Below are 12,190 nucleotides of genomic sequence, written 5' to 3' on the forward strand. Positions count from 1 at the left end.
CGGCGGCATGACCATCATCGTCACCGGCGCCGCCGGCTTCATCGGATCGCATGTCAGCCGCCGCCTGATCGCGCGGGGCGAGCGGGTGGTCGGCATCGACAACCTCAACGACTACAATCCGGTGGCTTTGAAGCGGGACCGGCTGGCGGCGATCGCCGGGACGGATGGCGCGTCGGAGCTGTTCCGTTTCGCCGAGGTGGATTTTTCCGATCACGAGGCGCTCGATCGGGCGATCATGGGCGAGACGATCACCGCGATCGTCCATCTCGGCGCGCAGGCGGGCGTGCGTTACTCGCTCGAAAATCCGCGCGCCTATGCGGCCTCCAACCTCACCGGCCATCTGAACATGCTGGAGGTCGCGCGGCACGCCGGCGTCCGCCACATGGTCTACGCCTCGTCGTCGTCCGTTTACGGCACCAGTCCGGATCTGCCCTTTTCGGTCGAGCAGCGGGTCGATTTTCCGATCTCGCTCTACGCCGCCACCAAGAAGGCGGACGAGCTGATGAGCGAATCCTATTCGCATCTCTACCGTATTCCGCAGACCGGGCTGCGCTTCTTCACTGTCTACGGGCCGTGGGGGCGTCCGGACATGGCGGTGTGGGGCTTCACCGACAAGATCCTGCGCGGCGAGCCGATCACCGTGTTCAACGGCGGCAACATGCGCCGCGACTTCACCTATATCGACGACATCGTGACGGGCATCCTCGCCGCGCTCGATCATCCCCCGGCCGACGATGGCAGCACGAAGGCGGGCGGCAGTGCCAGCCCGCATGCGCTCTACAATATCGGCAACAACCGGGCCGAGCCGCTGGAGAAGCTGATCGCGCTGATCGAAGAGAGCTGCGGCAAGGCGGCGATCCGCATCGAGCAGCCGATGCAGCCGGGTGACGTGCCTGCCACCTATGCCGAGCTGTCGGCGATCCAGCGTGATCTCGGCTTCCGGCCGACCACACCGATCGACGTCGGTATTCCGCAATGGGTCGAATGGTATCGTGCCTACAGCGGATTGTGAGGCTGAGCGCGGATAGGGGTCCAGCACTCGGTCGAGCGCATTCAAGCGCCGATGCTGCTCACCACGCTCGGGTCGTCACGCAGCCTGAGATAGAGTTTGCCATCTGTCGGATGCGGCACCGTGATGGTCGTATCCGGATAGCCGTCGGGTACTGTCACGGGGTGATCGAAACCGGGCGTCGAGGACAGCGCGCCGATCAGGAACAGGCTGTCGCCGGACAGCGTGCAACTGGCCGTCAGGTCGGCCGGGCAGGTCAATTGCTGAAGCCGGGGCAGGCGTACGAGCGTGCCAAGCGACAACCAGTCGCCTGCCACCCCCTCGCGCACGATCCGGGCGTGCAGCGGGCCGAATGCCGAGCTGCCGAGCGACGTGGCCGGCGTCAGGCTCGCGAGCGCGACCTGCTGGTCGGCTAGACGCAAGCCGTTGGCGCTGGAAAGGGTTGCGGTGCTGCTGCCGGACTCGGCGGCGACCTCGACCGTTTCCTTGCCCGTGAACCGCGCGCCCTTTTCGGCCCGAAGCGAGAAGGTAAGGTTTGCATCGCTCGGAATATCGGCGTCGCCGGCAAGCGTGACGGATATCGGGCCGGCGGCGGTCGGCCGCCGGACGGCGCGCGCGATCACCGTTGCCCCCAAGCCCTTGGGCTGAGGCGGCAAAGCGAGGGGCAGGCTTTCGGGCGCGACACCGGATGGTCCCGTGATGACGATCGTCGTCGAGGCGTCATGTTTCGGTTTGTCAGCCAAGGTGACGCGGATCGAGTTCGGCGCGATGGTCTTCCACGTGGCGGACTGAGGTGCCTCGCCGCCGGCCTGCACGGAAATTCCAGTCACGCAGACCGCTGCCCCGCCGTTCAGTGTGACGGAGGCACCAGAACCAGGCGACGCATCGGCGGAGAGCCGCCACTGGCCGGCCTGAGCGGGTAGCATCCGGATCTCCGGGCCGTCGAAAGGCTGAAAGCCCCAGACGCCGTGCAGCGTGGCGTCGACGGGCGCTGTGAGGTTTGCCGGAAGTCCGCCGTCATTCTGAACGACGAGGCCGCCGCGCTCGGCGTCGGGTGTCGCCGGCAGGTCGATGACGCGACCGCCGGGGAGGTGGACGCGCAGGACCAGGTCGTGGGCATATTGGGTGGCGTAGATCAGCGGCGCGCCGGCGATCGGCACGAGAAGCTCCCTGGCGTTCGCGCAGAGCGACGGCTCCGCCCCGACGACCTGGAGGGGCGGCACATGAATGGGCGCGATGACCGGCAGCGCCGTCACCAGCACCGACTTCGGATTGTGGAACGAGGGCGGCGTATTGAGCACCAGCGACATGCGATCGTCGCGCAGCATCGCGAGCGCCGGGATATACTGGTATTTCGCTGTGCGGATCGAACCGAAGATGCCGATCACGTCGCGGATCGCCGCGATATAGGGGCTGTAATAGCCAAGACCGCCCTGTGGCGTGGCACTGAGCTGGAGAGCAAGATCGGCACCCGGCCCGGCGACGGCATCGGTGATGGCGTTGCTGTGCCCGTCGTCGAGCACGAGCGCTTCCTGGTTCTGGAGCAGACAGGGCGCCTGCAGATCGGGAAGTTTGGAGAGGCAGTCCGCGTTGATCTTCACCTGCAGGCTGCGTGCGAGCAGCGGTGTGATCCGGTCGAGCCGCCCAGGATCGCCGGGAACGATCTTGCGGATCGCCGCGAGATAGGTGTCGAGCCGGCTTCGATCGAGCGACGCCTGGGCCAATTCCTGCGCGGCGCGAACGAACGCGCCCGGCCGCCCCTGAACGGCATTGCGCAGCGTCGAGAAATCTCCGCCGGTCGCGGGCGCGAGGAAGAGCGCGACCTGCTCTGCGCCGTCTGGCACGGTGAGCGACAGGCCCTTGCGACCCTTCTTCGTCCATAACTCAGACTCGAAGAACCATTTGTCGGGCGGGGGATTCGTCGCGCCACGCAGGAAGGCCGCGATCAGGAGATAATGGGCGGATTGGTCGTCGGGCAGATCGGCGGTGATCGAAATACGATCGCCGGTCGCCAGTTGAGGGACCTGCGCGATGGGCAGACTGGCGCCCTGATGCGTAACGTTGACGCGTAAAGCAGGGCCGGCAAGGTCGAACTGGGCCGTTTCCGCATGGGCGGAGGCGGCCGCTGCGATCAGGGCGATCAGGGCAAGAAATGAACGCATAGCCGGTGAGACGTCCCGTGGCGCTGAGAGATCCATCGGCGAGCCGATTGCCCTATTCCGCCAAGACGCAGGATGAACGCGCCGTGTAGCGCATGTCCCAGGCTCACCTCCGCCAGACGCGCAATGCGACCCGGCCGATACCCGCCGTCCGTTGATGGCCCCCACTACCTTGAATCCTGACGAATTTGTAACCGCATCCTCGCGTCACGGCCCGACGTTGCATCGATCGTGGCAACGCCATGTGGGTGAAGAAAATGGGTCGAGATCGATGGATCGCATGAAATGAGTGTCTCGCCGGACGAGCGGCGCGCGATTCTCGATCGCACGAGGGCGCTCAAAATGGCCCGGTCCGTTCATGCCTATGTGCGTGGGAACACGGCGCAATTCTATGAATGGCTTGAGAATTCGTCGGTCGCGGAGTTGATCCCGAGTGGGCCGGCGATCTGGATCTGCGGCGACTGCCATCTCGGCAATCTCGGTCCGCTCGCGGATGCGGACCGGCGCGTCGATATCCAGATACGGGATCTCGATCAGGCAGTCATCGGCAATCCGGCGCACGATCTGATCCGGCTTGGCCTCTCGCTGGAGACTGCAGCGCGAAGCGCGGATCTGCCCGGCGTCACCACCGCCAGGATGATCGAGGCGATGATCGACGGCTACTCGCAGGCGCTCGGCCGGACGGAGGGTAAACATCCGATGGAACCCGCTGTCGTCCGGTCCGTCCGCCGCAAGGCGCTCGGTCGCCGCTGGCACCACCTGGCCAGGGAGCGGCTCGAGGATGTCGAACCCAAGATCCCGTACGGGAAGCGATTCTGGAAGCTGACCGACCGCGAATGGGACGCGATCGAGGCCCTGTTCGGGCAGCCGGAGATCGTCACACGCGCGCTCGATCTCGCGGGGCTGGAAAAGGGCAGCATCCGCGTCATCGACGCCGCCTACTGGCGCAAGGGATGCAGTTCGCTCGGCAAGCTGCGCTACGCCGTCATTCTCGGCGTGAAGGCGAAGGGCGGGAAGAGGGAGCGACTGGCGCTCGTCGATATCAAGGAAGCCGTCCCATCGGTCGCGCCTGTCGATGCCGGGGCACGGATGCCCGATGACCCCGCCGAGCGTGTCGTCGCCGGTGCGCGCGCACTCGCACCCAATCTCGGCGAGCGGATGATCCCGGCGCAACTGCTGTCGAAGCCGGTCGTATTGCGCGAACTCACGCCGCAGGACCTGAAGATCGAAGTCGAGCAGTTCTCGCGCCGGGAGGCGATCGCCGCGGCTGAATATCTCGCCTATATCGTCGGCCTGGCTCATGCCCATCAGATGCCGCGGGACCAGCGCCACATGTGGAGCGATCGCCTGACCCGGCGGCCGGACGGCAAGCTCGATGCCCCGTCCTGGCTATGGCGTAGCGTGGTGATCCTGGCGGGCAAGCATGAGGCAGGGTATCTCGATCACTGCCGCAGATTTGCTCTGGAAACCTGATCGACGAGATTCAGATGCGGTCCGCGCCGAGCGTCGTTTCTGATCGTGGTAGATCGGTTTCAGCGTCGGCAATATCACGGATGCCGGGTGAAGAGATTTCTGGCGAGCATCACATGCACGCCCTTGTCGTGATCGACGCCGGCACCGGCGCGAAGACGATCGCGGCTGCCAGCACTCACCTCATCATTGACGGCTGCCCGGCGCCGGTCGCGGTGCCACACCGGCGAAGGTGACGAGGCTTTCCGCGCCGGTCTGGCCGAGCGCGGACACGCCGAAGAAATGGTCGTCGATATTGACGTGCGCGAGATCAAGCGATGTGGCGGATGCGGGCACATCGCGCTGATCGGTCCAGGCGAAGCCATCCGCACGTCGCCAGCGGACGCGATAGCCGGTGGCGCCGGCCACCGGCTGCCAGCGCACATGGGTATCGTCGCTGAGCGCACCTGTGATCGACACGTCGGCAGGGGCCGCCGGCGCACTCGCCAACTCGCGGATGGCCGCGACGTTGAGTGCCGTCACGCGTGCGAGATAGGGAAAGTCGACGAACTCGATCGTATCACCATAGCGATGCCCGTTCTCGGTACGGACCGTCTGGTGCTGCCGGTCATAATCCTCGGTCGCCTCGGAAAAGCGAACCGCCGGATAGCCGGCCTCCAGAAAGGGGATATGGTCGCCGCCGCGCTGGAAACGATCCGGACGGCGCACCGCGATCACGTCGAGTCCGATCGCCTTGTCGGTGTCGGCGATGCGCACGATCGCCTTGGCCAGCGCGCGGGACGGCGAGTCATCCTCGCCGCCGATCGCGCGCTGTCGCTTCACACCCGTGGCATCGGCCGCTGCCTCGATCCCCTCGCTGAACACCCGCACCCGATCGTCGACATGCTCGCCGCCGATGCCGTGCGTGTTGCCGACAATATCGTTGTTGAGCACCGCCGCGACTTTCCAGCCGCGCGCCTTGGCGGTGTCCGCCAGCAGCTTTCCGCCCCACAGGCCCTGTTCCTCGCCCGACAGCGTGGCATAGACGATCGTCGCGGGGAATTTCTCGCGGGAGAGCAGCCGGGCAGCCTCCATCACGAGCGCCACGCCGGAGGCGTCGTCATTGGCGCCTGGCGCATCGGTGGTGGCGTCCATCACGTCGTTGACGCGGCTGTCGATATGGCCCTGAACGATGATGACGCGATCCGGATCGCTGCTGCCCTTCTGTATCGCGATCACATCCTCCACGCGGACGCCGTCAGGCGCGCGCGGGCCGGACATGGTCGTGCCGATCGTCTCCACCGTGAGGCAATCGCCGCACGTCTGGCCGATGTCCGCAAACCGTCCTGCGACCCAGCGGCGGGCCGCACCGATTCCCCGAGCAGCATCGGTCGTCGTGGAGAGCGTATGCCGCGTACCGAAGCCCACCAGCTTGGCGATCGTGGCGTGGAGTGCTGCCGGACTCGGTGCGGGAGCTGGAGCGGCGGCGACGAGGAGCAGTGCAAGCAACGGCTGTCTCATCAGGCGTGTGTGTGGCACGCGCAGCGCATCCGCAACCCTATTGCTTTGCGTCGCGACGGTCTTGGACGCTCCGCCGCTCTCTCCCGTCCACACCGCATGTCGTGCGATGAAGGCGGCCGTTGCGGATGGCCGACACGATGTGTCACACCGACGAGATGATGAAGACCGTGAAAAACAGACTGTCCGCCAGGCCGAGCACCTCTTGGACGGCCGGCCCGTTGAACCGGCCCATCGCCGCCGGTGCGATTGTATCCCTTACAGCTTTCTGGCTGGGCACGTCGGCCGCGTTGGCGCAGGTCGCCGCCCCCGTCACGCCGATGACGCCGGACCAGACAAGCTACCAGCAGATCCAGCCCTCGGCCGATTTCATCCGGCGCGACGTGATGGTGCCGATGCGTGACGGCACCAAGCTCTACACCGTGATCATGATGAAAAAGGGGACGGCGAACGGGCCGATCCTGCTCTCCCGCAGCCCCTATGACGCACATGGCGCGGCCCAGCGCATCGCCAGCCAGCGGCTGGTCGACAATCTCGACGTGATGGACACCGAGTTCGCCAACGACGGCTACATCATCGTGATGCAGGACATCCGGGGTATGCACCGCTCCGAGGGCCAATATATCATGAACCGGCCGATCGCCGGGCCGCTCAACACAACCGGCATCGACGAATCCACCGACGCCTACGACACGATCGACTGGCTGGTGAAAAACGTGCCGGAGACCAATGGCAAGGTCGGCATCATCGGCTCGTCCTATCTCGGCTTCACGACGCTAATGGCCGAGATCAACCCGCATCCCGCGCTGAAGGCGGCGGTGCCGGAAAGCCCGATGGTCGATGGCTGGATGGGCGACGACTGGTTTCACAACGGGGCCTTCCGCGTGAGCTCGCTCAACTATGCGGTCGAGCAGGCGACCAACAAGGGCGAGGGGGGCGGGGCGCTCGCGCTCGGCGCGGGCGACGATTACACGCGCTATCTCGAGGCCGGGTCGGTTGCCGACTTCGCAAAGGCGAACGGCATCGATCAGGTGCCCGGAGTCCGAAAGTTCCTCGAAAACCCTGCTTACACCGATTTCTGGTCGCTACAGGCGGTCGACAAGTGGCTGGCCGCGCGGCCGCTGACGGTGCCGACCATGCTGGAGGTCGGGCAATGGGACCAGGAGGACAGCTATGGCGCGCCGGCCGTCTATCGCGCGCTGGAGCCCAAGGACACCCACAACGACATGGTCTCGCTGGTGATCGGCCCGTGGCGCCATTCGGGTGCCAACCACACCGGCTGGGATCTTGGCGCGGTGCGCTTCTCCGGCGACACCGCGCTCCAATGGCGCACGCGCTACATGAAGCCCTTCTTCGATCATTACCTGAAGGGCGCGCCCGATCCGCACACGCCGCCGGTGCTCACCTACGCGACCGGTATCGACAAGTGGGAGGAGTCGCCGCGCTGGCCGATGGGGACGGCGACGCCGCTCTATCTCGATGCCGGCGGCTCGGCCGGTTTCGCGCGGCCGGCCTCGTCGGATCATGACGATTATGTCAGCGATCCGGCGCATCCGGTGCCGTTCCTGCCGCGCCCGATCTCCATGGACGATCCGCAACAGTGGAAGCCATGGCTGGTCCACGACCAGCGCTTCGTCACCGACCGGACGGACGTCGCGCTGTGGAAGACGCGGCCGCTCGAAAAGCCGGTGCACATCATGGGCGCGCCCGAGGTCGATCTCTATGCCGCGACCACCGGCACCGACAGCGACTGGGTGGTGAAGCTGATCGACGTCTATCCCAACGATCAGCCCGAGCCGGCCGATCAGGGCGGCAAGCCCTCCATGGCGGGATACGAGCTGCCGATCGGCATCGAGATCTTCCGTGGACGCTATGCCAAGAGCTTCGCGAAGCCCGAGCCGCTAAAGCCGGGGCAGGTGGTCCACTATCGCTGGGCTTTGCCCAACGTCGATCACGTCTTCCTGCCCGGCCACCGGATCATGGTGCAGGTGCAATCGAGCCTGTTCCCGCTCTATGATCGCAACCCGCAAACCTATGTGGCCAGCATCATGTATGCCAAGCCGGGCGACTACAGGAAGGCGACGCAGAGCATCTGGCATGGTGGCGCGACGGCCAGCGCGGTGGAACTGCCGGTGGTCCCTTGAGCGGTCTGCCGGTTTTGGCCTGCGCCCGATAACCGGCGGTCGCGACGCGAGCCGTCGGCGCGCTAGACCGTGCCCGAGAGCGCGGTGGAGAGGGCGGCCGTCGTTTCCAGCAGCGCCTGCCGGACGCCGGCCATGTCGATCTTGGCGCTCGGCCCGTCGACGAAAGGCACGGTCAGCGCGGCCTCGACTGTCGCGCCGCGCATGACCGGCGCCGATATGTCGGTGATCGCGGTCAGCATCGGGCTGGCAAACGTGATGTATCCGGCACGCCGCACACGGCCCAGTTCGGCCTCGAGCTTCGGCCTGTCGACCTCGAGACCGGCGACGTCGGTCGCACGGAACATCTCGGCGCGAGCGTCTTCGATCTGGAAGGCCATCAGGACATGGCCCGAAGCGGAATGGATGAGCGGTCGCTGGTAGCCCATCCGCACCGCGAAGCCGAGCAGCCCCGGCGTCTCGACATTCGCGACCACCACCATCTGATGGCCCGATGCCATGGCGAGGTGGCAGCTCTGGCCGATCCGCTGCGCAAGCTCGCGCATCGCGGGCAGGGCGTGGCCCAGCAGATCCTGAATAGGCGGTTGGGCCATGCCGAGCGAGAATAGCCGGTTGGTGATTCGATAGCCTTCGCCGGAACGCGCGATATAGCCGTGTTCCTCCAGCACCAGCAGCATCCGGAAGATCTCGCTGACCGACCGGCCGAGCGCGGCGGAGATGTCGCCCATGCTCATCGGATGGGGCAGGGGCGCCAACAGCTCCAGAATTTCCAGCCCCTTCTGGAGCGCGGGAGCACGGTATTTGCCCTGCTGGGACATGCGTGTGGAGCTTCCCTTCGAGGAGCAAAAGCGGAACGTGCGCCGTGATAGATCGGCGTCTGTTGGTTGGCAATTTTATCACCAATGGAATCAATTTTTATATTTCATTCTTTCCGGACCACTGATAGTAGCCCCGCCAGAGGGTCTTCTCATCAAGAGGGAGGACCGGGACGGGAGTGCGGCGGCCGGCAACGGCCGATGGCGTCCGGATAATTCGATCGGTGTGCTCGCCACGCCGCAAGACGGCCGATCAAACGGTCGGCGACAAGGAGGGGTTTGATGACATCGCTCAATGCCTGGAATCTTCGTGCGTCCCGTCTGCTGCTGGGCTGTTCGGCTCTTGCTGTGTTCGCGGCTGGTAACGCTAACGCTCAGACGGCGGCCCCTGCGAGCACCGACGGCGGCGCGAGCGCTGCGACGCCTGCCGATGCGATCGTCGTCACCGGGGTGCGCGCCAGCCTGCAGTCCGCGCAGAACATCAAGCGCAATTCGTCGCAGATCGTCGACTCGATCGTCGCCGAGGACATCGGCAAGCTGCCCGATCGCAACATTGCGGAATCGCTCCAGCGCATCTCGGGCATCCAGATTCAGCGCCAATATGGCGAGGGTAGCTCGGTCCAGATCCGCGGCCTGACCCAGGTGCGTACCGAGCTCAACGGCCGTGACATCTTCACCGCGTCGGCCGCGGGCGAGGGCACCAGCCCGGCCGGCACCTTCAGCCTGGAAGACATGCCGTCCGAACTGCTCGCCGGCATCGACGTCTACAAGAATCCGTCGTCGGACCTGATCGAGGATCAGCTCAGCGGCACGATCAACCTGCGCACCCGCAAGCCGTTCGATTTCAATGGCTTCAAGATCGCGGCCTCGGTCGGCAACACCTATTACGACCTCGTCAAGAAGAGCAAGCCGTCGGCCTCGCTGCTGGTCAGCGACCGCTGGGATACCGGCATCGGCGAGATCGGCGTGCTCGTCAGTGCCTCCTATCAGCGCACCGCCTTCCGCCAGGACACGATCTCCACCGAGCCGTTCAACACGCTGGACACCAGCCTGAAATCGGATGGCACGCCCAACAACCCGGCGGATTATGCCGCCGCCTCGACGCTCGGCCGGCTCGACCAGACCACGACGCTGGCCCACGGCACCGGCATCGGCGAAGTCTATGGCGACCGCCGCCGCTTCGGCCTCGATGCCTCGGTCCAGTGGAAGCCGACCGACACGCTGGAACTGACCGGCGAGGTGTTCCGCAACGACTACAAGTTCCGGTTCGACGACTATAGCTATTTCGCCGAGCCGGCGGGCGCGCAGATGTCGCCGGAGCCGGGCGCGGCCTTCACCTTCGCGCCCAACGGCGACGTGATCAGCGGCACCTACAACAACATCGCGCTGGCGGCGAACACCAGCCTCGAGACGCGCCACTCGCGCACGACCGACTATTCGCTCAACGCCAAGTGGAAGCCGACCGACCGGCTGACGATCACCGCCGATGGCCAGTATGTCGACGCCAAGACGCAGGACGTCCGCTCGATCATCGGCCTGAACGGCGTGGGCGACGGCACGCTGGTGCAGGATATCTCGGGCTCGACGCCCGCTTTCTCGATCACCACGCCCGAGGGTGTGACCAACCCGGCGAGCTACAATGCCGGCTTCTACCTCGATGACCTGAACCACGCGCGGGCGAAGGACAAGGCCGTCCGCCTCGACGCCGAATACAAGTTCGATGGTCTCCTGCAGTCGATCAAGGCCGGCTTCCGCTACGCCGATCGCTCCAACGTGTTCAGCGATACCGGCTATCGCTACGTGGGGCTCGCCACCGCGCCGACCGATACCGAGGTGGTCGATCTCGGCGATTTCTTCCACGGCGATGCGTCGATCCCGTCGGAAGGCCTGTTCTTCTCGCGCAACACCACGCTGAGCTATTCGGACACGCTGGCCTCGCTCGGCATCTCCAGCCCGGCCACCTACCTGCCGAGCGGCACCAGCACGCAGTCGCAGAAGACCTATGCCGGTTATGTCGCCGCCTTCTTCAAGGCGGATCAGCTGCCGGTGCCGATCGACGGCAATGTCGGCGTCCGCTTCGTGCGCACGCAGCAGGCGGTCACAGGCTACTACCAGCAGACCGACCTGATCACTGCGTCCGACGGATCGCAGAGCACCGGAGCCACCACATCCAGCCTCGTCGACTTCGCCAACAGCTACAATTCGTGGCTGCCGAGCCTCAACCTGCGCGCGCATCTGACCGACAAGCTGCAGCTGCGTTTCGCCGCCTCGAAGAACATCTCGCGCCCGAGCCTCAGCCAGCTTAATCCCGCGCTGACGATCACCGAGCCGGGCAAGGCGCAGATCAACCAGGAGCATGATACGACCGGCGGCAACCCGTATCTGAAGCCGATGAAGTCGACCAACCTCGACGTGTCGGCCGAATGGTACTTCTCGCGGACCGGATCGCTGACCGCTGCCGGCTTCTACAAGGACATCAAGAATTACATCCAGACCGGCATCTCGGCGCGCGACGTCACCTTCTCAGACGGCGTCACCGCGACGTACAACGTGACGTCGTACAGCAACGCGGCGGATGCCAAGGTAAAGGGCTTCGAGCTTTCCTATCAGCAGTTCTTCGATTTCCTGCCGGGCGCGCTGAAGGGTCTCGGCCTGCAGGCGAACTTCACCTACGTCGACTCCAAGGCGCCGAGCCCGGCCACCGAGGGCCCGGTCCACGACGTCTCGCTCGAGGGCCTGTCCAAGTATAATTACAACATCGTCGGCATCTACGAGCGCGGCAAGATCTCGGCGCGCCTCGCCTACAACTGGCGCAGCCAGTTCCTGGTGACGACGTCCGGCAACGGATCGGGCAACCTGCCGGTGTTCGAGAAGCCCTTCGGCCAGATGGACGCCTCGATCACCTTCAACGTCACCCCGCATTTCGCGCTGACGCTGAACGGCGTGAACCTGCTCAACACGATGACCTCCACTTACTACGGCATCAAGACGCGCCCGCGCGACGCGATCGTCAACGATCGCCAGATCAGCGGCGTCGCCAAGATCACCTTCTGATCCGTCGCGGACCGCGATGGCATCGGGTTCATCCTCTCCCCCTGC

General features: G+C 65.4%; 7 protein-coding genes. 4 read left to right on the forward strand and 3 right to left on the reverse strand.

The genetic code is table 11. From position 1 onward, the window contains the following. Nucleotides 1–7: 7 nt before the first annotated feature. Nucleotides 8–1,012, forward strand: coding sequence for an NAD-dependent epimerase/dehydratase family protein (locus tag QGN17_RS00740; protein WP_281042603.1), 1,005 nt, complete (start codon nt 8–10; stop codon nt 1,010–1,012). Nucleotides 1,013–1,053: 41 nt separating this feature from the next. On the opposite strand, the gene QGN17_RS00745 is transcribed toward QGN17_RS00740, so the two are convergent. After that, nucleotides 1,054–3,336: a hypothetical protein gene (locus tag QGN17_RS00745; protein WP_281042604.1), complete on the reverse strand. Its 2,283-nt coding sequence runs from the start codon at nt 3,334–3,336 to the stop codon at nt 1,054–1,056. 117 nt (nt 3,337–3,453) lie between these two features. On the opposite strand from QGN17_RS00745, the gene QGN17_RS00750 reads away from it, so the two are divergent. Then, nucleotides 3,454–4,641 carry a DUF2252 family protein gene (locus QGN17_RS00750; RefSeq protein WP_281042605.1) on the forward strand — a complete coding sequence of 396 codons (1,188 nt, stop codon included), beginning with the start codon at nt 3,454–3,456 and terminating at the stop codon, nt 4,639–4,641. A 183-nt stretch (nt 4,642–4,824) separates the two neighbouring features. Here the strand turns inward: QGN17_RS00750 and QGN17_RS00755 are convergent, their stop codons facing one another. Then, nucleotides 4,825–6,138 (reverse strand): M28 family metallopeptidase, encoded by a 1,314-nt coding sequence (locus QGN17_RS00755; RefSeq protein WP_281042606.1) that lies wholly within the window; start codon nt 6,136–6,138, stop codon nt 4,825–4,827. A gap of 125 nt (nt 6,139–6,263) precedes the next feature. Here QGN17_RS00755 and QGN17_RS00760 point away from each other — a divergent pair, with 125 nt between their 5' ends. Further along, a complete protein-coding gene (locus tag QGN17_RS00760) occupies nt 6,264–8,279 on the forward strand; it encodes a CocE/NonD family hydrolase (RefSeq protein WP_390902627.1) in 2,016 nt (671 codons plus the stop codon). 62 nt (nt 8,280–8,341) lie between these two features. Here QGN17_RS00760 and QGN17_RS00765 read toward each other — a convergent pair whose 3' ends face one another. Further along, on the reverse strand, nt 8,342–9,094 hold the full coding sequence (locus tag QGN17_RS00765) for an IclR family transcriptional regulator (protein WP_281042607.1): 753 nt from the start codon (nt 9,092–9,094) through the stop codon (nt 8,342–8,344). Between the two features lie 279 nt (nt 9,095–9,373). Here QGN17_RS00765 and QGN17_RS00770 point away from each other — a divergent pair, with 279 nt between their 5' ends. Next, nucleotides 9,374–12,145 carry a TonB-dependent receptor gene (locus QGN17_RS00770; RefSeq protein ID WP_281042608.1) on the forward strand — a complete coding sequence of 924 codons (2,772 nt, stop codon included), beginning with the start codon at nt 9,374–9,376 and terminating at the stop codon, nt 12,143–12,145. Nucleotides 12,146–12,190: the final 45 nt, after the last annotated feature.

Source organism: Sphingomonas oryzagri (assembly GCF_029906645.1).
In the GTDB taxonomy this organism is placed as follows: Bacteria; Pseudomonadota; Alphaproteobacteria; order Sphingomonadales; family Sphingomonadaceae; genus Solisphingomonas; species Solisphingomonas oryzagri.

Coding starts and splice junctions, on each gene's coding strand:
- QGN17_RS00740 (WP_281042603.1), top strand. CDS start 8: ATGACCATCATCGTCACCGGCGCCGCCGGCTTCATCGGATCGCATGTC.
- QGN17_RS00750 (WP_281042605.1), top strand. CDS start 3,454: ATGAGTGTCTCGCCGGACGAGCGGCGCGCGATTCTCGATCGCACGAGG.
- QGN17_RS00755 (WP_281042606.1), bottom strand. CDS start 6,138: ATGAGACAGCCGTTGCTTGCACTGCTCCTCGTCGCCGCCGCTCCAGCT.
- QGN17_RS00760 (WP_390902627.1), top strand. CDS start 6,264: ATGGCCGACACGATGTGTCACACCGACGAGATGATGAAGACCGTGAAA.
- QGN17_RS00765 (WP_281042607.1), bottom strand. CDS start 9,094: ATGTCCCAGCAGGGCAAATACCGTGCTCCCGCGCTCCAGAAGGGGCTG.
- QGN17_RS00770 (WP_281042608.1), top strand. CDS start 9,374: ATGACATCGCTCAATGCCTGGAATCTTCGTGCGTCCCGTCTGCTGCTG.